Here is a 21,360-nt window from a genome sequence, read left to right as displayed (position 1 = left end):
GTCATGCGAACCGATCTACGCGACAAGGTGGTGCTCGTGACCGGTGCGAGCTCCGGCATCGGGCGGGCGACCGCACGCGCGTACGCCGAGGAGGGCGCCCGGGTGGCACTGACCTACCACACGAACGCACCGGGGGCGGACGAGACCGCGGCCCAGGTGGCGGCAGCCGGCGGCAAACCGCTGGTGGTCCGGTACGACCTCGCCGACCCGGAGGCCATCCGGGCGGCGGTCGACCGGGTGGTCGCCGAGTGGGGTGGCGTCGACGTGCTCGTCGCCAACGCCGTCTCCTGGGGCGATGCCATTCCGCGGCCGGGCCGCGAGCGCCGGCCGTTCGAGGAGGTCCCGGTCGAGGACTGGCGAGAGGTGCTGCGGACGACGGTCGAGGCGGTTTACCACACCGTCCAGGCGGTGCTGCCGTCGATGCGCGGCCGCCCGTGGGGCCGGATCGTCGCGCTCGGCGCCGGCCTGGCGGATGTCGGCATGGCGGGAGCGGGCGCGTACGGCGCCGGCAAGCTGGGCGTCTACGGTCTGGTCCGCAGTCTCGCCTGGGAGCTGGGACCGGACGGGATCCTGGTGAACATGGTCGTGCCGGGCCAGACGCTGACCGACAACGTGCGCCGGCACATGCCGCCGGCCGCGCTGGAGCAGAAGGCACGCTCCGTGCCGTCCGGCCGGATGTCCACTCCGGAGGACGTCGCCGCCGCAGTGGTGTTCCTCGGCTCCGCCGCGAACGGCAACGTGAACGGGGAGACCCTGCGGGTCACCGGCGGCACCTGAGCGTCGGCCCGCGGGGTCTGCCACCGAAACGCATGTGTGATAACATACAACTAATTCCGTGACCTACCGGAGGTCACCGCCGGCACCTCCCCCCGTGGTGCTCGCGGATGACCGATGCGGCGGCCGGTCGGCCCTCCAGCCGGCCGGCCGCTGTGGCGTCCGCCCCCGGAGCGGTCCCGGCCGCGTCCACCACTCCTCCAGCGGGTCTCCAAGCTCTCACGCGACGCTCGACATCCGGCCGGCGTACGCGGGCCGCTGGGAGGAGATGGCGTGACGACAACGGATTCGGTGGCCCGGACCGACGTGAACCCCGGCCCCCTCATCAAACTGGCGATCGCCGACTGCGCGGCGAAGGTGCTGCACAGCGCGGTACGGCTGGACGTGTTCACGGCGCTGGCGCAGCAGCCCGCCACCGGGCCGGCACTGGCCCGGCGGATCGCCCTGCACCCGCGGTTGGCGGCGGACTTCCTCGACGCGCTCGTCGGCCTCGGCCTGCTCGAGCGGCACGGCGACCACTACCGCAACGCGCCGCTGGCGGACGCGTACCTGGTCCGGGACACGGACGGCTACCTGGGCGGATTCCTCGACCTCACCAACGAGACGCTGTACGGCACGTGGAACCGGCTGACCGAGGCGCTGCGCACCGGCGAGGCCCAGCACCTGGACCCCGACAAGGGCGGCTTCGTGGGGGACAAGCACCGGGATCCCGCGAAGATGAAGCGGTTCCTGTCCGGGCTCGACGCGTTCAGCAACCGGATGGGCGCGGAACTGGCGAACACCGTCGACTGGACGCGATACCGGTCCTTCGTCGACCTGGGCGGCGCCCGCGGCAACCTCGCCGCGGTCCTCGCCACCACCCACCCGCACCTCGACGCGGTCTGCTTCGACCTGCCCCGGACCCGGCCCCTGTTCGACGAGCACGTCGCGCGGCTGGGCCTCGGTGACCACATCCGGTTCGTCGGTGGGGACTTCTTCGCCGATCCCATCCCGCCGGCCGACGTGGTGGTCCTGGGTCACATCCTGCACGGGTTCGACGCGGAGCGGTCCCAGGAGCTGGTGCGCCGCGTCCACCAGGCGGTCCGTCCCGGCGGCGCGGTGCTGGTCTACGACCGCATGATCGACGACGACCGCCGCGATCCCGACCGGCTGCTCGGCAGCCTGCACATGCGCCTGGTCAGCCCCACCGGCGGCGAGTACCGGGTGGCCGACTGCCGGGACTGGCTGCGTGCCGCCGGGTTCACCGACCTCACCGACCAGCCGCTCCTGACCACCCACACCCTTGTCGTCGGCCGCCGCTGAGCCGGGCCGTACCGGAAGGACAGACGTGTACGACGAGAAAGTACCGGTGCTCATCGTCGGCGGCGGACTGGCCGGCCTGTCGGCCGCCGTGTTCCTGGCCTGGCACGGGGTCACGTCGACCCTGGTCGAACGGCACCCCGACACCTCCACCCACCCGAAGGCCCGGGCCATCAACCCCCGCACGATGGAGCTGTACCGTGCCGTCGGCATGGAGGACGCGGTCCGCGCCGGCCGGTCGCCGATCTCCGGCAACACCGACCTGGTGCATGTCGAGACGCTGGCCGGCCGCGAGCGGGTACGGATGCCGAACGCCTCCCCGGCGGCCCTCGACCGGATCAGCCCGACCGGATGGACGCTGATCGACCAGAACCAGCTCGAGCCCATCCTGCGCCGGAGGGCGGCGGAGGTCGGGGCCGACGTCCGGTTCCACACCGAGCTGACCGCCCTCGCCGAGGTGGACGGGGGAGTGCTCGCCACCCTGGTCGACCGGGCCACCGGCAGCGTGCGGCGGGTCCTCGCCGAGTACGTCGTCGCCGCCGACGGGAGCCGCAGCCCGATGCGCGAGCTGCTCGGCGTCGGCCACCACGGCCGGGGCACGATCACCAACCTGGTCAGCTTCTTCTTCCACGCCGACCTCCGGTCCGCGTTGCGCGGCCGCCGGATCATCGCCGCGTACGTCAACAACCCCGAGGTGCGCGGCACCATCATCCCGATCGACAACGAGAAGCGCTGGGTCTTCAACGTCTCGTTCTTCCCCGAGCGGGGTGAGCGGGCCGAGGACTTCGACGAGGAACGGTGCGTCCGGCTGGCCCGGGCGGCCGTCGGCGTCCCGGACCTCGCCGTCGAGATCGAGCACACCGGCATGCCGGCCTGGGACATCTCGGCCAAGGTGGCCGACCGCATGTCGGCCGGCCGGGTGTTCTTCGCCGGCGACGCGGCACACGTGATGCCGCCGACCGGCGCGTTCGGGGCCAGCACGGGCATCCAGGACGCCTACAACCTCGCCTGGAAGCTGGCGTTCGTCCAGCGCGGCTGGGCCGGACCGGGCCTGCTCGACAGCTACGACACCGAGCGCCGGCCGGTCGCCGAGGAGACCGTCCGGCAGGCGATGCTGCGCTTCGCCGTCCGTGAGGGCAAGCAGCTCTCCGACGTCGCGGCGGATCTGGTCAGCGAGGAGACCATGACGTTCGGCTACCGGTACCCGGCGGGCGCGTTCATGCGGGAGGGGGCCGCCGGTGCGCTGCTGGAGGACCCGGACCGGCCCACGGGCCGCCCCGGAGCCCGGGCGCCCCACGTCGTCCTCGACGACGACGGGAGCCCGCTGTCCACGATCGACCTGTTCGGCCGGGGCCTCGTCCTGCTGGCCCGGTCCGGTGGCGGGGACTGGGCGCCGGCCGCCGCGGCGGCCGCGGCCGACCTGGGCGTACCGGTCGAGGTTCGGACGGTCGGGGACCCCGGCCCGCTGCGTGACCCGGGCGCGCAGTTCGACCCTCGCTACGGGACGGGTCCCGGCGGAGCCTCGCTGGTACGCCCGGACGGCTTCGTCGCCTGGCGGACGGTGGCCTTCCCCGCCGACCCGGCCGGCGCGCTCGCCCAGGCGCTGCGGACCGTGCTGGCCGTCTGACCCCGGGGGACCGGCCCCCCTCCCGCGCACGGGGGAGGGGGCCGGTGCCGTCACCGGGCGAGCACCCGGTCGAACACCGCCGTGAGCGTCGCGGCCGGGTCACCGGTCAGCTCCGGCGCCCGCCACGCCACGAAACCGTCGGGCCGGACGAGCACCGCGCCGCGGGCGCCGACCCCGTACCGCTCGGCGAAGGTGCCGCTCGGCTCGATCAGGGTCGCGTCCGGACCAGCTCCGACCACATGCCGGTCGAGGGGCAGCCCGAGCCGCGCGCACACCTCCCCGCCCGCGTCCAGCCAGGCGCGGCCGTCCGGGGTCGTGAGCAGCGCGAAGTCCCGGTTCACCAGCTCCACGACCGTCGTGTCCCGGCCGTCGTGCCGGACGGGCAGGTGGGTCGCCCGCGTGCCGGGCCGGCCCGACGCCTGCCGGGGATCCTCCACGGTCGCCGGGTCGTCGTCCTCCGGCGCCACCGCCCGGGACCGGTACCGGTGACCGAACAGCACGGTCGCCTCCGGCTGGTGCCGGGCTGCGGTCTCCGGGTCCAGACCGCTGCGCTGCAGGTAACGGATGACGCCCTGCTCGGTGGTGAACTCCGCCACCGGCAGCCGTTCCGCCTCGTAGCTGTCCAGCAGACCGGCGCCGGCGGTGCCGCGCAGCACGAGGGCCAGCTTCCAGGCCAGGTTGTGCGCGTCCTGGATCCCCAGGTTGCCGCCGAAGCCACCGGTCGGTGGCAGCACGTGGGCGGCGTCCCCGGCCAGGAACACCCGGCCCGCGGTGAAACGGTCGGCCATCCGGGCGGCGATCTCCCAGCTGGAGGCGTCCTCGATGACGGCGGACAGCGCCGGGTCGCCGACCGCGGCGCGGACCAGGTCCAGGCACCGCTCCGGCGTGTAGTCCGTGTGGGTCTCGTCCGGGCGCAGGCTCGGCGCCAGGCACCAGCGGTCGGTGCCCGACGCTCCGAGCTGGCCCAGGACCCCGTGCACCGCCGGGTTGCTGACGAAGCACAGGAAGAACTTGCGTCCGTCGACGTACCGCTCCAGGTCCGCCCGGAACAGGATGATCATCTGGCGGCCGAAGGTGCCGCGGCCGTGCGTGCCGATGCCCAGCCCGGTGCGGATGGCGCTGCGGTTGCCGTCCGCGGCGATCAGGTACCGCGCCCGCACCGTACGTTCGGCGCCGTCCCCGGTCCGGCGGATCCGCGCCGTGACACCGTCGCCGTCCTGCAGGTAGTCGAGCAACTCGGTGCCGAACCGGATGTCCGCGCCCAGCTCCTCGGCGCGCCGGCGCAGCACCGGTTCGAGCCGGTCCTGCCCGACCAGGGTCCAGCCGGTGCTGCTGACGCCGTGCGTGTCGTGCCGGAACGGTCCGTCGAACCGGTTCAGCTCGGCTCCCGCCAGGCTCTCGGCCTGCAGAACGTCGCCGTACTGGGCGTGAGGGGTCTCCACCGCCCGCACCGCGTCGCCGATGCCCAGCCCGTCCAGCAGCTCCATCGTGCGGGGGCTGGCCGCCTGCGCGCGGGGATGTGCCGAGATCTGCGCGTGCCGCTCCACGAGCAGCGGACGTACGCCGTGGTGGCTGAGGAAGAGCGCCGAGGCGAGGCCCACCATGCTGCCGCCCACGATGAGGACGGGCGTCTCGTCGTCGATCAAGGGGTGCTCCTTCGTGTCGCGTACCGGTAGGGCGAGCTGAGCCAAGCGCGACGGACTCGAACCCCGGTCGATTCCGGCGGGGAGGTCCAGTCGTCCTCGAGCGACGCCCGAGCCGCGCCCGAGCCCCGCCTGAGACGTTCGGGTCGTCGCCGGTCTCCGACCCGGCGAGGCCCGCCGAAGAGGAGGACGGATGGAGTTGCTGACAGGTCTGCTGCGCGTCGTCGTGCTGGTGGGCACGGGCCTCGTCGCCGGCGTGCTGTTCGCGGTGGCGCTGAGCGTGGTGCCGGCCCTGCTCGCGATGCCGGCCGACCGGTACGTGTGGGCGCACACGCTGCTCGGCCGCCGGTACGACCGCGTGATGCCGTTCGTCACCGCGGCGGCGGTGCTGGCCGCCGTCGTGCTGGCCGTCCGCGCCGACGACGCGCGGCACACGGCCCTCTACGTGGCCGCGGCGGTCTGCATGGTGGGCGTCGCCGCCGTCTCCCAGGGCGGCAACGTGCCCATCAACCGGCGGGTCAAACAGACCCGGCCCGAGGACGTGGGCCCCGAGTGGGACGATCCCCGCCGGCGGTGGCGGGGCTGGCACCTGCTGCGTACCGGACTGGCCCTGACCGCGTGCCTGCTGGCGGCCGTCGCGGCGGTGGTGCCGTGACCGCCCGCCCGCCGGCCGTGGAGCGGGCCGCGCCCGACCCCGCCGGCCAGCCCGGCACCGATGACCGGATGCGCGCCCTGCTGTCCCGGCCGGACCCCGGGCCGGTCGCGGAACGGCTGGTGCTGCTGCACTTCCAGGGCCGCCGCACCGGCCGCCGGTTCGACGTGCCCGTCGGCCTGCACCGGCTCGGCGAGGACCTCGTCGTCGCCACCGGGAGCCCCTGGCGGCACAACTTCGTCGGCGGCGCGCCCGCCGAGGTCACGTGGCGCGGTCGCCGCCGGCCGGCCCGGCTGCGCCTGGTCACGTCGGCGGAGCGGACCGCTCACGGGTACTGGCGGCTCCTGCACCGGTACGGCCTGACGGACGGGCCCCGGCGGCTGGGGGTCGTCGTCAACGTCGACCGGGCGCCGACCCTCGACGAGGTACGCCACGCCGTGGACCACTCCGGCCTGTCCCTGGTCGAGGTGGAGCTGGAGGAGGAAGGAACGGAATGAGCGGGATCGCGGGTTGGGTGACATTCGATCGTGAGCTGCTCGGCGAACTGCCGACGGTGCGCGCCATGGCCGACTCGGTGCGGCACCGGGGCCCCGACGGCGCCGGCGAGTGGGAGTCGCGGCACGCGGTGCTGGCGCACCGGCGCCTCGCCGCCGTGGACCGGGCCGGTGGGCGGCAACCGGTAATCGCCGAGGGCGAGGCGGTGCTGCTGCTCGACGGCATGGTCTACAACCACCGGGAACTGCGCCGGGAGCTGCGTGGCCGGGGGCACGAGTTCCGGACCGGCGGCGACGCCGAGGTGGCGTTGCGCGCCTACCTGGAGTGGGGTGAGGACTTCGCGACCCGGCTGGAGGGCATGTTCGCCGTCGCCCTCTGGGACGTCCGCCGGGAACGGCTGCTGCTCGTCCGGGACCGCCTCGGCGTCAAGCCGCTGTGCTATGCCCGCACCGGCGCGGGGATGCTGTTCGGCTCCGAGCCCAAGGCCCTGCTCGCCCACCCGTCGGTGGAGGCGGTCGTGGACAGCGACGGGCTGCGTGAGCTGTTCGCGCACGGCCGGAAGCCCGGGACCGCGGTGTTCCGGGGACTCCACGAGGTGCGCCCCGGTCACCTGATGCTGGTCGACCGGTCGGGCACCACGCAGCGCCGCTACTGGGCGCTGACCGCCCAGCCGCACGAGGACGACCTGGCGACCACGGTGGCACGGGTGCGGTGGCTGCTCACCGAGGCGGTCGACTCCCACCTCGCCGGCGACGTGCCGGTCGACGCCATGCTCTCCGGCGGCATCGACTCCAGCGCGCTGACGGCGCTGGCCGCCCGCTCACCGCGCCGCGGCGGCGCCGAGCCGTTGCGGACGTACTCCGTGAACTTCGTCGGCTACACCAGCAGCTTCGAGCCTCACCCGAGCATGCGGGCCACCCCCGACGCCCCGTACGCCCAGCTGGTCGCTGACCACGTCGGGACCCGGCACACCGAGGTGCTGCTGGACACGCCGGCGCTGGCCGACCCCGCCCTGCACCGGGCCGCCATGCGCAGCCAGGACGTACCCTCGCCGCTGGGTGACATGGACGTCTCGCTGCTGTCGTTCTTCCGGTCGCTGCGGGAGCGGGGCAGGACGGCGGTGCTGTCCGGTGAGACCGCCGACGAGGTCTTCAACGGGTATTTCTGGGCGTACGACCCGAGCCACAGCAACTCGACCACGTTCCCGTGGGTGTCGTTCGAACGCGGCCACGACGCCGCTGCCGGCGGACTGGGCTGCTCGTTCATCGACCGCACCCTCCGCAAGGAGCTGGACTTCCTGGGGTACGCCGACGAGCACTACCGGGAGGCGCTCAGGGAGGTGCCGCACGTCGACGGTGAGAGCGCCGACCAGCGCCGGGCGCGCGAGGTGACATACCTGGCGCTGACCCGCTGGGCGCCGACGCACCTCGACCGGGCGGACCGGATGAGCATGGCGAGCGCGGTGCAGCTGCGCGCGCCGTTCTGCGACCACCGGCTCGTGGAGTACGTCTACAACGTGCCGGCGGCGATGAAGCGGGTCGACGGACAGGAGAAGTCCCTGCTCCGTTCCGCCGTGGCGGACCTGCTGCCCGAGGCGGTGCTCAACCGGCGCAAGAGCGCGTACCCGACGACACAGGACGCTGCGTACGGGGAGCGGGTCCGGGCCCGTTTCCTGGAACTGGTCGCCGACGATTCGGCGCCCGTGGCGCCGCTGCTGGACACCGAGGCGGCGGCGGTGTCCGCCGAAGGGAGAGCGCCGTCGGGGGCCTTCGCCTGGGTGGAACGCGCGAGCATGGAGATGGTGCTCCAGCTCAACACCTGGCTCGAGGAGTACGGGGTGACGATGCGCCTGTAGCGGCGGTGCCCGCGGGCCGCGGCCGCCCCGACCCGTGCCTGCGGGTCGGGGCGGTATCCCCGGTCAGGACGCGTGCGAGCTCCGTGTGGTCGACGTGTGGTCATCGCCCCGCTCCCACGGGTCGGTCAACCCAGGTCAACGCGGGCCACTCCCTGGCATCCCGGGTCAACGCGCCGGTCGCTAGACTGAGCGCTCGCGCCCTCGTAGCTCAGGGGATAGAGCATCGGTTTCCTAAACCGTGTGTCGCAGGTTCGAATCCTGCCGGGGGCACCAGATCACACCCTTGGTGTCTGGTCCCACCACCTGCGTGACGAATCCGTCCCAGCACACGCACGACAGTCGGCGTTGGGTCCACGGTCGTCCTGGTTACCGTCGGTGACATCTGGGTGCCCGCGGGTCCACTCAAACTCAGGCAGGGAACGAACCATTGCCGCCAGGACGCCGTGCACGAGGGGAAGGCCGCCCAGCTCGCTGATCCCGACCCATGCGATGTCGTCATGCTCGTCGGGTGCTCGGTTGGTCGGAGAGCCAACCCAGTCTCCGATCTGCCAGACGCCCACGTGAAGGGCGTCGTCACCACTGCCGGCATGCAGGACGCCCAGCCGTGAAGCGGACTCCGTCACGATGTGAACACCGAGCTCCTCGTGCATCTCACGCGCGAGGGCCTGTAGTTCCGACTCACCCGCTTCGACCTGCCCCCCGGGCAGATCCCAGACATCGGGGTACGCCCGTTTGGTCGGCCTGCGGTGTACCAGCAGGACCGCGTCGTTTTCAACGAGTGCGCCTGTGACGACGACATGCATGACAGGATTCGAGCACAGGGATGGGACAAGCTCGGCTGGGGCGCCTCGGAGAGATCAGCGAAACCTCCGAGCCGGCGATACGCAGACCGGCCCACGACGTCACCGCTCGCCGTGCAGATCGGCGACGAGAGCGTCGACCCGGGCCCTGATGTCGTCGCGGACCTGCCGGACGACCTCGATGGGTTGCCCGGCCGGGTCGGTGAGCTTCCAGTCCTCGTAGCGTTTGCCGGGGAAGACGGGGCAGGCGTCGCCGCAGCCCATGGTGACGATGACGTCGCTGGCCTCGGCCGCGTCCCAGGTGAGGCGGGCCGGGGTCTGGCCGGTGATGTCGATGCCGACTTCGCGCATGGCCTCGACGGCGACGGGGTTGATCTGGTCGGCGGGTTCGGAGCCGGCGGAGCGGACCTCGACGGTGTCGCCGGCGAGGTGGCGCAACCAGCCGGCGGCCATCTGGGAGCGCCCGGCGTTGTGGACGCAGACGAACAGGACGGTGGGCTTGTCGCTCATCGCGGATCTTCCTGTCAGGTGATCGTGGGGCTGCGGCGTTCGATGAGGGTCACGTCGCGCCAGGTGCCGTGGTGGCGGCCGACGCGCTCCCGGGTGCCGACGGTGCGGAAGCCGCAGGCGGTGTGCAGGGCCAGGCTCGCCGTGTTCTCGGGGAACACGCCCGACTGAATTGTCCAGATGCCGGCTCGCTCAGTCGAGTCGATCAGGGCGTCGAGCAGGAGTCGGCCGACGCCCCGGCCGCGGGCGTCGGGGTGGACGTAGACGGAGTGCTCCACCACCCCGGCGTAGACGCACCGGTCGGAGACGGCGGAGCAGGCGACCCAGCCGAGGACGCGGCCGGTGGCGTCGACGGCGACCCAGCGGTGGTCAGGCAGCCGGGTCGAGACGAACCTCTCCCACGTCGGCGGTTCGGTTTCGAAGGTGGCGTGGCCGGTGGCGATGCCGAGCCGGTAGATGTCGAGGACGGCGTCGGCGTGCTGGTCCCCCATCGCCGTGACGGTGATGCCGCTGCTGCGGGCGGGAGGGGTCATCGGTTCTCCTCGGCGAGGTGCGGCACGACGACGGCGTCCGCCGATTCGGCGGCGCGGGGGTACCAGGCGGCGAGGGCGGCGACGGCGGCCAGGCCGCCGACGACCTGGGCGGCGACGAAGCCGGGCACCGACGCCGGGGCGATGCCGGCGAAGGTGTCCGTGAAGGCGCGGCCGATGGTGACGGCGGGGTTCGCGAACGAGGTCGACGAGGTGAACCAGTACGCCGCGCCGATGTAGGCGCCCACCGCGGCCGGGGCGGCGGCGGTGCGACCGGAGCGGGCGAGCGCGAAGACCAGGACGACCAGGCCGGCGGTGGCGACCACCTCGGCCAGCCACAGGTGCCCCCCGGTCCGGTCGGTGCGGGACCAGGCGACAGCCGGAAGGTCGAACATCAGGTCGGCCAGCACCGCGCCCACGATGGCGCCGCCGGTCTGGGCGGTGGCGTAGGCGACCAGCTCCCGGGCGGTCAGGCCGGTGCCCGCGCGGCGGCCGAGCCACCAGTCGACCGTCGAGACGACCGGGTTGAAGTGCGCGCCGGACACCGGGCCGAACATGAGGATCAGCGCCCCCAGGGCGAGGGCGGTGGCGATCGCGTTCTCCAGCAGCTGGAGGCCCACGTCGGTGGGGGAGAGTCGGGAGGCGGCGATCCCGGAGCCGACGACGGCGGCGACCAGGAGGGCGGTGCCGGCGAACTCCGCGGAGGCCCGCCGGGGCAGGGTGAGGCTCACGCGGCGCTGCCGGCGGCCGGGGGGGCCACGTCGAGCAGCGCGCAGAGCTGGCGGAACGCCTCCGGCTTCACCCGGTACCAGACCCAGGTGCCGCGCCGCTCGGAGTCGACCAGGCCGGCCTCGCGCAGCACCTTGAGGTGGTGGGAGATGGTCGGCCCGGACAGGTCGAACGCCGGCGTCAGGTCGCAGACGCACATCTCGGGCACCGAAGCGATCATCGACATCAGCCGCAGCCGGACCGGATCACCCAGGGCCTTGAACATCGGCGCCACCACCGCCGCCTGATCGGCGTCCATCGGGCGGACGGCGATGGGGGAGCAGCAGGCGACCGCGTTGAGGTCCACCACCGGCAGCTCTTGTTTCGACATGCCTCTAGGTTGACAGATTTCAAAACAGGGTGCAACGTGGGTCTTGCTTCGAAAGACATCTAGACAAGGTGCGAAGCGATGACGAATCCGTCAGGAGGAACGATCATGTCCCGTGTCCAGCTCGCCCTGCGCGTGTCCGACCTCGAAGGCTCCGTGGCCTTCTACTCGAAGCTGTTCGGCGTCGAGCCGGCCAAGCGCCGTCCCGGCTACGCCAACTTCGCCGTCGAGAACCCGCCGCTGAAGCTCGTCCTGCTCGAAGGTGAGGCCGACCAGCCCACGGTCATGGACCACCTCGGCGTCGAGGTGTTCAGCACCGACGAGGTCACCGCCGCGACCAGGCGCCTCACCGACTCCGGCCTGATCACGCTGGAGGAGAACGACACCGAGTGCTGTTACGCCCTCCAGGACAAGGTCTGGGTGCGCGGCCCGGGCAACGAGCCGTGGGAGGTCTACACCGTCAAGGCCGACTCCGGGCAGCGCGAGAAGGCGACCGGGAGTGCCTGCTGCACCCCGGCTGCCGACAAGGAGCCCGCCACGGCCGGAGCCGCCGCCAGCTGCTGCTGACCGGTGCCGCCCACGCGCCCGTCCTCCACCACGCGCCCGTCCTCCACCAGGGGGCGGGCGCGCGGCGCGTGGGCGCCTAGGGTGGCCGCGTGCCGCATATCGACCTGACCACGAGGGTCCGTGCCACCCCGGAGTCCGTCTTCGACACCTGCCTGGACGTCGACCTGCACACCGCGTCGATGGGCGCCAGCGGCGAGCGCGCGACCGGCGGCGTCACGACCGGCCACCTCTCGGCCGGCGACGTCGTCACCTGGCAGGCGCGGCACTTCGGACTGCCGTGGCGCATGACCGTGCGGATCACCGACCACCAGCGGCCGCACCGGTTCGTGGACGAGCAGACGAGCGGCCCGTTCGCCCGCTGGCGCCACGAGCACCTCTTCGCGCCCGACCCGGCCGACCCGTCGGTCACGATCATGCGCGACCGCATCGAGTTCGGCGCCCCGATGGGACCGGTCGGCGCCCTGGTCGCCCGAATCGTCCTGCGGCCGTACCTGCGCCGGCTGATCAGCCGGCGGAACGACTTCCTGGCCGGGGCGCTGGTCAGCCGGGCAGGCGGTAGACGGAGACGTGGGAACGGGACTCGGCCGTGAACTCCGCCCCGGACCAGTCCGCGTGCCTCGCCTCCAGCTCGAATCCGGCGAGCTGGCCCATCAGGTCCAGCTCCGCGGGCCAGATGTAGCGGTGCGGGCTGCGGCCCAGCCGCGCCTCGCGGCCCTCGCCGAACCGGAAGTGGTGGGACACGACCTGCTGGCGCAGCACGTCGTAGGTGTCCAGGCCGATGTAGGCGGGCTCGGCGCACCACACCATGGCCTGCTGTCCCGGGGGCAGTTTGCGCAGCTCGGGCACCCACAGCTCGATCACGAACCGCCCGCCCGGCCGCAGGTGGCGGGCCGCGTTCCGGAAGCAGGCGACCTGTTCCGCCTGGTCGAGCAGGTTGGAGATGGTGTTGTAGACCAGGTAGACGAGGGTGTATTCGCCGGGCGCCGTGGCGGTGGCCATGTCGCCGACGACCACGGGGATCGTCGCCTCGTCGGCCTTCGTCCGGAGCCGCTCGACCATCGGTACGGACAGCTCGATTCCGGTCACCGGCACGCCGCGTTCCGCGAGCGGCACGGCCACCCGGCCGGTGCCGACGGCGAACTCCAGCGCGCGGCCGTCGCCGGCGAGGGCGGCGAGGCGGTCCACGGTGGGCCCGAGGACCTCCGGCGCGAACATTCCGGTGCCCGGTGTGTCGTAGCGCTGGGCCGTCTCGGCGTCCCAGATCTCCTCCTGGCGCATGGCGCCCACGATCGTCGTCGATCCGGGCGCTGTCCAACGGGTTTCCGCCGGCCGGCGGCTCGTCGACGGCCGTTCCGGAAGGCCGGCGGAGAAGAAGGCGATAGCCTGCGATCGGGGTGCCGCGTGGCGTGACGATCGGGGCTCGCGGGTGCCGGATGGTCTTCGTCGGTACCCTGCTAGTCCTGGCCTGCCCGCGACGACATGGTGGTACTTCGTGAACGATCTTCGAGTGGTGGCGTTCGACCTGGACGACACCCTGGCGGTTTCCAAGTCCCAGATCGATGGTCGGATGGCGGAACTCCTCGGCCACCTGCTCACCGAGGTGGACGTGCTGATCATCTCCGGTGGCCGGTTCGAGCAGTTCGAGGCGCAGGTGCTGGCCCACCTCGACCTGACCGAGGAGCAGCGCGGCCGCCTGCACCTGATGCCGACCTGCGGCACCCGCTACTACCGCTGGTCCGACGGCGACTGGCAGCAGGTCTACGCCGAGGACCTGAGCGAGGCCGACAAGGCCCGGGTCGTCGCGGCGCTCACCGAGTCGGCGCAGGCGCTCGACCTGTGGGAGCCGAAGACCTGGGGCGACATCATCGAGGACCGGGGCAGCCAGATCACCTTCTCGGCGCTGGGCCAGTCCGCCCCGCCGGCCGAGAAGTACGGCTGGGACCCGGACGGCAGCAAGAAGAAGCGGCTCCGCGAGGCGGTCGCCGCGAAGCTGCCCGACCTGGAGGTCCGCGGCGGCGGCTCGACCTCGATCGACGTCACCCGCAAGGGCGTGGACAAGGCGTACGGCATGCGGAAGCTGCTGGAGTGCCTGGACCTGAAGATCGACAACGTGCTCTTCGTCGGTGACCGGCTCGACGTGGGCGGCAACGACTACCCGGTCAAGGCCATGGGCATCCGCTGCGTCGCCGTGACCCGCTGGGAGGAGACGGCCGACTACGTGGAGGCCCTCGTCGACGACCTGGTGAAGCTGCGGGCCGAGCCGGCCTGACCGCCGACCCGGAGCGCGGGGCGGCGGCCAGGGCCGGGCGTCGTCAGAGGGCGGCGCGGATCGCCTCGGCGAGCGTGGTCGGGGTGCGGCCGAGCAGTCTGGCCAGGTCGTCGCCGACCTCCAGCTCGCCCTGGGCGAGGCCCCGGTCTCCGTCGGCGAGCACGGCCGCGTACCCCTCGGGCAGGCCGGCCGCGACCAGCAGTTCGGTGTACTTGTCCACGGGCAGGTCGAGGTAGCTGACCGTGCCGCCGGTCTGCCGGGAGATCTCGGCGGCCAGTTCGGTCAGGGTGAAGGGCGCACCGCCCAGCTCGTACACCTTTCCGGCCTGGCTCTCGGCGGTGAGCACCTCGGCGGCGGCCGCGGCGTAGTCCGCGCGGGTGGCGGCGCTGACCCGCCCGTCACCCGCCGCGCCCGCCACCCCGTGCTGGAGGTACGTGGGGAGCTGGCCGGTGTAGTTCTCCAGGTACCAGCTGTTGCGCAGGAAGACGTACGGCAGGCCGGAGTCGCGGATGAGCTGCTCGGTCGCCCGGTGCTCGGCGGCGAGCGCGAGGCTGGAGGTGTCGGCGTGCGCGATGCTGGTGTAGACGACCAGGCCGACACCGGCCTCCTTGGCGGCGGTGATCACGTTGCCGTGCTGCACCAGCCGCTTGCCGACCTCGCTGCCGGAGACGAACATCAGCTTCTCGGCGCCCGCGAAGGCCGCCTGGAGCGACCCGGGGTCGTCGTAGTCGGCCCGCTGGGTGACCACACCCCGCTCGGCGAGGCCGGCGAGCCGGTCGACGTCCCGGCCGAGCGCCACGATCTGGTCGGCGGGTACGCCCCGGTCGAGCAGCGCTTCGACGATCAGGCGACCGAGGTGGCCGGTGGCGCCGGTGACGACGATGGACATGAGCACTCCCTGGTGGTTGCGACAACAACTTCTTCTCACGCCAACGGGAACACCGTCGCCATACTTCCCGTTGGAGAGTAGGCACCTTCAAGTTCGGTACGCACTGAAAGAGAGTGGCGACATGCAGGCCGACCCGTTCAACCGGAACTGCGGCAGCCGGAAGGTTCTCGACCGGATCGGCGACCGCTGGAGCGTGCTGGTCGTGCTCACCCTCGCCGACGGCGACAAGCGCTACGGCGAACTGGCCGAGCGGATCGACGGGATCAGCCAGAAGATGCTCACGCAGACCCTGCGCGGCCTGGAGCGCGACGGCATCCTCACCCGCACCGTGCACGCCAGCGTGCCGCCCCGGGTGGACTACGCGCTCACCGATCTCGGCCGCAGCCTGCTGGACCTGGTCGCCGGCCTGGAGGCGTGGGCCACCACCCACCTCGTCGAGGTCGAGGCCGCGCGGGCCCGGTACGACGCCCGGCGCTAGTTCCGGAACCGGCCGAGTCTGGCGGGATCGGCGTCGATGCGGTAGGAACGCCCAGAGAGCGCTCTCCGCACCCCATCACCGAACAGGCAGGCAGATGAGACAACTCGACCCCTCCCGCCGCCGCTTCCTCGCCCTCACCGCCGCCTCGGCGGCGTCGGTCACCGCCCTCGGGCTCCCGGCCACGTCCGCCGCCGCGTCCCCGGCCGGCGACGACACCACCGCCGAGCCCGACTTCGGCCCCAACGTCTTCGTGTACGACCCGGCCACCCCCGTCGAGGAGATCCAGTCCAACCTGGACCGGATCTTCGCCGCCCAGGAGCACAACGAGATGGGCTTCGACCGGTACGCCGTGCTGTTCAAGCCCGGCCGGTACGAGGTGAACGCCCGGCTCGGCTACTACACGACCGTGGCCGGCCTCGGCGCGCACCCCGACGACGTGGAGATCCACGGCGCGGTGCGGGTGATCGGCCAGCCCGACCCGAACTCCCAGGCCGGCATCTCCGCGCTGACGAACTTCTGGCGCTCGGCGGAGAACCTCGCCGTCAGCCCGACCGACTGGTCGAACCAGTGGGCGGTCTCCCAGGCGTCCCCGATGCGCCGGGTGCACATCAAGGGCATCCTCTGGCTGGAGCCCGGCAACGGCGGCTACTCCAGCGGCGGCTACATCGCCGACTCCAAGGTGGACGGCATCACCATCAACGGCTCCCAGCAGCAGTGGCTGACCCGGGACAGCGAACTCGGCGGCGACTGGACCAACGGAGTCTGGAACCAGGTCTTCTCCGGCGTCGTCGGCGCGCCCGCGCAGGGCTTCCCGAACCCGCCGTACACCACCCTCGCGACCAGCCCGGTGACGCGGGAGAAGCCGTACCTCTTCGTGGACGGCGAGGGCTGCTGGCGGGTGGCCGTGCCCCGGCTGCGCCGCGACACCGCCGGCACCACCTGGGGCGTCGGCGCCCCGCCGGTGCCCTCGCTGCCGCTGGCCGACTTCTTCATCGCCAAGCCCACCGACTCGGCCAAGCGGATCAACCAGGAGCTCTCCCGGCCGGGCCGGCACCTGCTGCTCACCCCGGGCGTCTACCACCTGGACCGGGCGCTGCGGGTCAAGCACCCGGACACCGTCGTGCTCGGCCTGGGCATGCCCAGCCTCGTGCCGACCACCGGCGACGCCGCCCTGCGGATCGAGGACGTGGACGGCGTCCGGATCGCCGGTGTGCTGGTCGACGCCGGGCCGGTCGAGTCGGAGGTGCTCGTCGAGGTCGGCAAGCGGCACAGCCACCGGTCGCACGCCAGCGACCCGATCTCGCTCCAGGACGTCTTCTTCCGCATCGGTGGCCCGTACGCGGGCCGGGCGGTGACCAGCCTGGTGGTGAACAGCCGGCACACCCTCATCGACAACATCTGGGCGTGGCGCGGCGACCACGGCAAGCCCGGCACGATCGGGTGGACGGTCAACACGGCCGACACCGGAGTGGTGGTCAACGGGGACGACGTCACCGCGTACGGGCTGTTCGTCGAGCACTACCAGCGCTGGCAGACCATCTGGAACGGCGAGCGCGGGCGGACCGTCTTCTACCAGAGCGAGCTGCCCTACGACCCGCCGAGCCAGGCGGCCTGGCGCAGCCCGACCGGCAACGGCTGGGCCTCGTACAAGGTCGCCGACCACGTGCGCGAGCACGAGGCGTGGGGGCTGGGCGTCTACTCGTACTTCAACCAGAAGGTGGACATCCGCTGCGACCGGGCCATCGAGGCGCCGCGCCGGGCCGGCGTGCGGTTCCACGACGCCGTCACCGTCTTCCTGGACGGCAGCGGCGGCATCGAGCGCACCGTCAACGAGGCCGGCACCCCGGTCGTCGGTTCGTACGGCACCAGCCCGGTGGTCAGCTACCCCTGATCCGCGGGTGAGGACGCCGGCCGGCCGCCCCGCGGCCGGCCGGCGCGGTGCCGCGGGCGACGTAACAAAAAATGGCCGGAACACGCTGCACCCGCCGTCCCGTGCGGGCTGGGAATCCCTTCCATAGGCTCGATCTCGGCGGCACCGCGGCCACCCGCGAGGGGGCGACGGACGCGATCGAGGGGGCGCGTCCGGCGCCGGCCGGCCGCGTTGTCGGCCGCCGGTTCAAGCAGGCAGTTGCTCGGCCCGGGTGATCACCTGGTCGATCAGGCCGTAGTCGCGGGCCTGCTCGGCGGTGAACCACCGGTCCCGGTCCCAGTCGCGCTGGATCTCGTCCAGCGTGTGCCCGCTGTGCCGGGCGATCAGCTCCTGCATGGTCCGCTTCACGTGCAGCATGTTCTCCGCCTGGATCGTGATGTCGGCGGCGGTGCCGCCCATCCCGCCGGACGGCTGGTGCATCATGACCCGCGAGTGCGGCAGCGCGAACCGCTTCCCCGCCGCGCCGGCGCAGAGCAGGAACTGCCCCATCGAGCCGGCCATCCCGAGGGCCAGCGTCGCCACGTCGTTCTTGACGTACCGCATGGTGTCGTAGACGGCCATCCCGGCGCTGACCGAGCCGCCGGGCGAGTTGATGTAGAGGAAGATGTCCCGCTCCGGGTCCTCGGCGGCCAGCAGCAGGATCTGCGCGCAGATCTGGTTGGCCGAGGCGTCGGTGACCTCGGTGCCGAGGAAGATGATCCGCTCCTTGAGCAGCCGCTCGAAGACCCGGTCGCCGAGGGTCGGCTGCCCCTCGTCCAGCATCCAGATGCCGTATCCCATGATCTGACCACCCTCCGTGCCGCCGGTGGGCGAGGGACCGCCCGGCAACCGGCGGTCTCCAGCCTCCGGCGGGCGGTGCCCCGCGGCCCAGCGTTTCTGCCCGGGGCAGATCCGCCGTGGGCAGAACTAGGCGGCGGCCAGCCTCCGCCGGCCGGCCCGGGCCTGCCGCCGGGCCAGCGTGACGGAGGTACGCGGACGGTGGCGGGCGGCCGGCGCGGAGGGGATCAGCCAGATCCGGGTGCCGGTGCCGAACGCGGTCGGGGAGGCGTACCCGAGGTCCGGGCCGACCGGCGCGGGCCCGGCGCCCGGCAGCCGCAGCGACCCGCCGAGCAGCGGGGTCGGTGCGACCGGCCGCCGGGTGGCGTGCAGCCGCGGCCCGCCGACCCGGAGCTGCGGCCCGGTCCGGGTGGCCGGCACCCGGTCGAGCCGGGCCAGCGTCACCCCGGAGGCCACCGGCGCCCGCCGCTCGACCCGGCGCAGCTCGTCGCGGGCCTCTTCGAGAAGGTCGGACAGGTGGATCCCGAGGGCGCGGCAGATCGCCGCCAGCACCTCGGAGGAGGCTTCCTTGCGGCCGCGTTCCACCTCGGAGAGGTAGGGCAGGGAGACGCCGGCGGCCAGCGCCACCTCGCGCAGGGTGCGGCCCTGGCGCAGGCGTACGCGGCGGAGCACCCCGCCGATCACCCGTCGCAGCAACGACATGCGGGCCTCCTCGCGGTCGTCGTCCCCCGGACGTCCCCATCATGCCCCGTCCCGGCGACGGAGACCGGCCCGGACCGGCCGTACCTCGCCCCGGCAGGCCGGATCCCGGCGTACCCGCTATGTTGTGGGCGTGCAGGCGACGGTGGCGGAGCAGGGCCGACGGTGATCCATTTTCCCGCGCAACGGCGGGGGCCGCTGAGCGCGCTGAGTCTGCGCCTGCTCGCCGCCCTGGGTCTGGTCCTCGCCGTGGTGGCGGCGGTCTGGATCGACCGCGACGGCTACCGCGACGTGAACGAGGACGGCCTCACCCTCCTCGACTGCTTCTACTACGCGGTGGTCTCGCTCTCCACCACGGGCTACGGCGACATCACCCCGGCCACCTCCTCGGCGCGCCTGGTGAACGTCCTGTTCGTCACCCCCGCCCGGGTGCTCTTCCTGATCATCCTGGTCGGCACCACCCTGGAAGTCCTGACCGAGCAGTACCGGACCGGCCGTCGCCTGTCGCGGTGGAGGAGAATCGTGAAGGACCACGTCATCATCTGCGGCTACGGCACCAAGGGCCGCAGCGCCGTCTCCGCGCTGCTGGAGAACGGTCTCGACAAGTCCAAGATCGTGGTGGTCGAGCGGAACGGCGCCGCGCTGCGGCAGGCCACCTCGGCCGGGCTGGTCGCCATCGAGGGCTCCGCGACCCGCTCCTCCGTGCTGGAGGAGGCGCACGTCCGCACCGCCAAGGCGGTCATCATCGCGACGGACAGCGACGACGCCTCGGTGCTGGTGGCGCTGACCGTCCGGCAGCTCACCGCCGGCCAGGTACGGATCATCGCGGCGGTCCGGGAGGCGGAGAACGCGCCGCTGCTCAAGCAGAGCGGGGCGCACCACGTGATCGTCTCCTCGGCGACGGCCGGCCGGCTGCTCGGCCTCTCCACCTCCGCCCCGCCGCTGATCGACGTGGTGGAGGACCTGCTCACCCCCGGCCAGGGCATGGCGCTGGCCATGCGCTCCGCCGAGCGCAGCGAGGTGGGCCGGTCCCCCCGGGAGTTGGAGTCCCTGGTCATCGCCCTGGTCCGCCGGGGCAAGGTGGTCACGCTGAACGACAAGGCCGGCGCGGTGATCGAGACCGGCGACATGCTGGTCCACGTCCGTGACGACCGGCCGCAGTCCGCGGCGACGGTCTGACCTTCCCCGCTCCGGCTGGCCGCCCGGCGGTCAGCAGGCGGTGGCCGGCTCGTCCCCGGCGGCCTCGGCGCAGTTGATCTGGCGGCCGCTGGTCGCCCGGCGGAGCAGTTCGTAGAGCGTGTCCCGCTCGGCCGGCTCCAGCGCGCCGAGCACCTCTTCCTCGGCGGCCGCGAGGGCGCACTCGGCCTCGCGGAGCCGCTTGGCGCCCGCCCCGGTGAGGCTCACCACGTGCCGGCGACGGTCCTCGGGTGACCGGCGCCGCTCGACCAGCCCTTCCGCCTCCAGGTCGTTGAGCAGCCCGACCACGTTCGTGCCGTCGATCTGGAGCGTGCCGGCCAGCCCCTGCTGGCTGATGCCGTCCGAGTCGCGCAGCACGGTGAGCGCGACGAGATGCCGGGGGCGCAGCCCGAGGGGCGCCAGCACCGACTCCGACCGGAGCCGCATCCGCCGGGCCAGATGGTCGAGCAGCGGCCCGGAGCGGTGCTCCGACTCCTCGACCGGTACGGCTGCCATGTGACCCAGTTTACGCACGGCGTGCAACATCGGCATGCTATAAATGGTTGGCGCGACACAAACGATCCGTGGAGGGTTAACCAAAATGGCACACCTGTTGTACATCGACTCCAGCATCCGGGGCGAGCACTCGGTCAGCCGGCGGCTCACCGCCCGCGCCGCCGCCGCGTGGCGCGCCGCCCACCCCGGCGGCACGGTCACGTACCGGGACCTCGGCCGGGAGCCGCTGCCGCACCTGGACGAGGCCGGTGGCCTGGCCCGGATGGTGCCGGCGGAGCAGCACACGCCGGCGCAGCGCGAGTCCTGGCAGCTGAGCGAGCGGCTGGTGGACGAGGTGCGGCGCGCCGACACGATCCTGCTCGGCCTCCCGCTCTACAACTACGGCGCGCCGAGCAGCGTGAAGACCTGGGTCGACCACCTCATCGCGCCCGGCATCGCGTACGACCCGGCCACCGGGGCCGGCCTGCTCGGCGGTCGCGAGTTCATCGTCCTGGGCAGCCGGGGCGGCGGCTACGGCCCGGGCACCCCGCGCGAGGGCTGGGACCACGCCGAGCCCTGGCTCCCGCACGGCCTGTCCATGACCGGCCTGGAGCCGCGCTTCATCTCGGCCGAGCTGACCCTGGCCCCGGTCAACCCGGCCATGACCGAGCTCATCCCGCTGCACGAGCAGAGCCTCGCCGCCGCCGAGCGGGCCATCGACGAGCTGTGGGTGCCGGCCTCGGCCGCGGCCTGAACGCACGAGAAAAGGGCGGGCCGTCCCCCTGGGGGAACGGCCCGCCCT

24 protein-coding genes and 1 tRNA gene are annotated in these 21,360 nt (G+C 72.8%); 14 read left to right on the top strand and 11 right to left on the bottom strand.

The genetic code is table 11. The features are described from left to right. The first annotated feature begins 3 nt into the window (after positions 1-3). From FXF50_RS08110 to FXF50_RS08100, 3 genes are all read left to right on the top strand, one after another. Positions 4-777, top strand: coding sequence for an SDR family NAD(P)-dependent oxidoreductase (locus FXF50_RS08110; protein ID WP_148426588.1), 774 nt, complete (start codon positions 4-6; stop codon positions 775-777). Positions 778-1,047: 270 nt separating this feature from the next. Beyond that, the gene (locus FXF50_RS08105) at positions 1,048-2,076 is read left to right on the top strand and encodes a methyltransferase (protein ID WP_187399572.1); all 1,029 of its coding nucleotides are present in this window, start codon (positions 1,048-1,050) and stop codon (positions 2,074-2,076) included. A gap of 25 nt (positions 2,077-2,101) precedes the next feature. Beyond that, positions 2,102-3,700: an FAD-dependent monooxygenase gene (locus FXF50_RS08100; protein WP_187399571.1), complete on the top strand. Its 1,599-nt coding sequence runs from the start codon at positions 2,102-2,104 to the stop codon at positions 3,698-3,700. Positions 3,701-3,750: 50 nt separating this feature from the next. Here the strand turns inward: FXF50_RS08100 and FXF50_RS08095 are convergent, their stop codons facing one another. Then, complete coding sequence (locus FXF50_RS08095) at positions 3,751-5,346, bottom strand: FAD-dependent monooxygenase (RefSeq protein WP_148426585.1); 1,596 nt, start codon at positions 5,344-5,346, stop codon at positions 3,751-3,753. Positions 5,347-5,536: 190 nt separating this feature from the next. Here FXF50_RS08095 and FXF50_RS08090 point away from each other — a divergent pair, with 190 nt between their 5' ends. From FXF50_RS08090 to FXF50_RS08075, 4 genes are all read left to right on the top strand, one after another. Further along, positions 5,537-5,998, top strand: coding sequence for a DUF1772 domain-containing protein (locus FXF50_RS08090; protein WP_255509936.1), 462 nt, complete (start codon positions 5,537-5,539; stop codon positions 5,996-5,998). Continuing rightward, positions 5,995-6,492, top strand: a complete 498-nt coding sequence (locus FXF50_RS08085) for a hypothetical protein (RefSeq protein WP_148426584.1) — start codon at positions 5,995-5,997, stop codon at positions 6,490-6,492. The genes FXF50_RS08090 and FXF50_RS08085 overlap by 4 nt, the downstream gene beginning before the upstream one ends. Next, positions 6,489-8,345, top strand: coding sequence for an asparagine synthase (glutamine-hydrolyzing) (asnB, locus tag FXF50_RS08080; protein ID WP_148426583.1), 1,857 nt, complete (start codon positions 6,489-6,491; stop codon positions 8,343-8,345). Before FXF50_RS08085 ends, asnB begins: the two co-directional genes overlap by 4 nt. A 197-nt stretch (positions 8,346-8,542) precedes the next feature. Beyond that, a tRNA-Arg gene (locus FXF50_RS08075) sits at positions 8,543-8,618 on the top strand. Positions 8,619-8,620: 2 nt separating this feature from the next. Here the strand turns inward: FXF50_RS08075 and FXF50_RS08070 are convergent. The 5 genes from FXF50_RS08070 to FXF50_RS08050 all read right to left on the bottom strand — a co-directional run bounded on the left by FXF50_RS08070 (position 8,621) and on the right by FXF50_RS08050 (position 11,281). Beyond that, positions 8,621-9,148, bottom strand: coding sequence for an NUDIX domain-containing protein (locus FXF50_RS08070; RefSeq protein WP_148426582.1), 528 nt, complete (start codon positions 9,146-9,148; stop codon positions 8,621-8,623). 99 nt (positions 9,149-9,247) lie between these two features. Next, positions 9,248-9,655 (bottom strand): arsenate reductase ArsC, encoded by a 408-nt coding sequence (locus FXF50_RS08065; RefSeq protein ID WP_148426581.1) that lies wholly within the window; start codon positions 9,653-9,655, stop codon positions 9,248-9,250. A 14-nt stretch (positions 9,656-9,669) separates the two neighbouring features. Then, positions 9,670-10,143, bottom strand: coding sequence for a GNAT family N-acetyltransferase (locus FXF50_RS08060; protein WP_187399582.1), 474 nt, complete (start codon positions 10,141-10,143; stop codon positions 9,670-9,672). A gap of 38 nt (positions 10,144-10,181) precedes the next feature. Further along, positions 10,182-10,913 (bottom strand): aquaporin, encoded by a 732-nt coding sequence (locus FXF50_RS08055; RefSeq protein WP_148426579.1) that lies wholly within the window; start codon positions 10,911-10,913, stop codon positions 10,182-10,184. Continuing rightward, positions 10,910-11,281 carry a helix-turn-helix transcriptional regulator gene (locus tag FXF50_RS08050; protein WP_148426578.1) on the bottom strand — a complete coding sequence of 124 codons (372 nt, stop codon included), beginning with the start codon at positions 11,279-11,281 and terminating at the stop codon, positions 10,910-10,912. The genes FXF50_RS08055 and FXF50_RS08050 overlap by 4 nt, the downstream gene beginning before the upstream one ends. A 105-nt stretch (positions 11,282-11,386) precedes the next feature. On the opposite strand from FXF50_RS08050, the gene FXF50_RS08045 reads away from it, so the two are divergent. Both FXF50_RS08045 and FXF50_RS08040 read left to right on the top strand, forming a co-directional pair. Next, positions 11,387-11,845 carry an ArsI/CadI family heavy metal resistance metalloenzyme gene (locus FXF50_RS08045; RefSeq protein WP_148426577.1) on the top strand — a complete coding sequence of 153 codons (459 nt, stop codon included), beginning with the start codon at positions 11,387-11,389 and terminating at the stop codon, positions 11,843-11,845. A gap of 89 nt (positions 11,846-11,934) precedes the next feature. Then, a complete protein-coding gene (locus FXF50_RS08040; protein ID WP_148426576.1) occupies positions 11,935-12,435 on the top strand; it encodes an SRPBCC family protein in 501 nt (166 codons plus the stop codon). On the opposite strand, the gene FXF50_RS08035 is transcribed toward FXF50_RS08040, so the two are convergent. Next, positions 12,386-13,123, bottom strand: a complete 738-nt coding sequence (locus FXF50_RS08035; protein WP_148426575.1) for a bifunctional 2-polyprenyl-6-hydroxyphenol methylase/3-demethylubiquinol 3-O-methyltransferase UbiG — start codon at positions 13,121-13,123, stop codon at positions 12,386-12,388. The genes FXF50_RS08040 and FXF50_RS08035 overlap by 50 nt on opposite strands. Before the next feature lie 214 nt (positions 13,124-13,337). Here FXF50_RS08035 and FXF50_RS08030 point away from each other — a divergent pair, with 214 nt between their 5' ends. Further along, on the top strand, positions 13,338-14,114 hold the full coding sequence (locus FXF50_RS08030; protein WP_148426574.1) for an HAD-IIB family hydrolase: 777 nt from the start codon (positions 13,338-13,340) through the stop codon (positions 14,112-14,114). A gap of 43 nt (positions 14,115-14,157) precedes the next feature. Here FXF50_RS08030 and FXF50_RS08025 read toward each other — a convergent pair whose 3' ends face one another. Continuing rightward, positions 14,158-15,003, bottom strand: coding sequence for an SDR family oxidoreductase (locus FXF50_RS08025; RefSeq protein WP_148426573.1), 846 nt, complete (start codon positions 15,001-15,003; stop codon positions 14,158-14,160). A 121-nt stretch (positions 15,004-15,124) separates the two neighbouring features. Between FXF50_RS08025 and FXF50_RS08020 the strand changes: the two genes are divergently transcribed. Together FXF50_RS08020 and FXF50_RS08015 are read left to right on the top strand one after the other, a co-directional pair. Further along, a complete protein-coding gene (locus tag FXF50_RS08020; RefSeq protein ID WP_148426572.1) occupies positions 15,125-15,481 on the top strand; it encodes a helix-turn-helix domain-containing protein in 357 nt (118 codons plus the stop codon). 94 nt (positions 15,482-15,575) lie between these two features. Continuing rightward, positions 15,576-17,372 carry an adenylyl cyclase gene (locus FXF50_RS08015; protein ID WP_148426571.1) on the top strand — a complete coding sequence of 599 codons (1,797 nt, stop codon included), beginning with the start codon at positions 15,576-15,578 and terminating at the stop codon, positions 17,370-17,372. 225 nt (positions 17,373-17,597) lie between these two features. On the opposite strand, the gene FXF50_RS08010 is transcribed toward FXF50_RS08015, so the two are convergent. Together FXF50_RS08010 and FXF50_RS08005 are read right to left on the bottom strand one after the other, a co-directional pair. Continuing rightward, on the bottom strand, positions 17,598-18,191 hold the full coding sequence (locus tag FXF50_RS08010) for a ClpP family protease (RefSeq protein WP_148426570.1): 594 nt from the start codon (positions 18,189-18,191) through the stop codon (positions 17,598-17,600). Positions 18,192-18,317: 126 nt separating this feature from the next. Further along, positions 18,318-18,890 (bottom strand): helix-turn-helix domain-containing protein, encoded by a 573-nt coding sequence (locus tag FXF50_RS08005; RefSeq protein WP_148426569.1) that lies wholly within the window; start codon positions 18,888-18,890, stop codon positions 18,318-18,320. 162 nt (positions 18,891-19,052) lie between these two features. On the opposite strand from FXF50_RS08005, the gene FXF50_RS08000 reads away from it, so the two are divergent. Beyond that, positions 19,053-20,066 (top strand): TrkA family potassium uptake protein, encoded by a 1,014-nt coding sequence (locus FXF50_RS08000; protein WP_148426568.1) that lies wholly within the window; start codon positions 19,053-19,055, stop codon positions 20,064-20,066. A gap of 30 nt (positions 20,067-20,096) precedes the next feature. On the opposite strand, the gene FXF50_RS07995 is transcribed toward FXF50_RS08000, so the two are convergent. Then, positions 20,097-20,579, bottom strand: a complete 483-nt coding sequence (locus tag FXF50_RS07995) for a MarR family winged helix-turn-helix transcriptional regulator (RefSeq protein WP_187399570.1) — start codon at positions 20,577-20,579, stop codon at positions 20,097-20,099. A gap of 85 nt (positions 20,580-20,664) precedes the next feature. On the opposite strand from FXF50_RS07995, the gene FXF50_RS07990 reads away from it, so the two are divergent. Beyond that, the gene (locus FXF50_RS07990) at positions 20,665-21,312 is read left to right on the top strand and encodes an FMN-dependent NADH-azoreductase (protein WP_091314612.1); all 648 of its coding nucleotides are present in this window, start codon (positions 20,665-20,667) and stop codon (positions 21,310-21,312) included. The last annotated feature ends 48 nt before the right edge of the window (positions 21,313-21,360 follow it).

This window comes from Micromonospora sp. AP08 (assembly GCF_008085935.1).
In the GTDB taxonomy this organism is placed as follows: Bacteria; Actinomycetota; Actinomycetes; order Mycobacteriales; family Micromonosporaceae; genus Micromonospora; species Micromonospora chersina.
The sequence above is the reverse complement of the archived record's forward strand: the minus strand, read 5'-3'. Positions and strand labels throughout refer to the sequence as shown.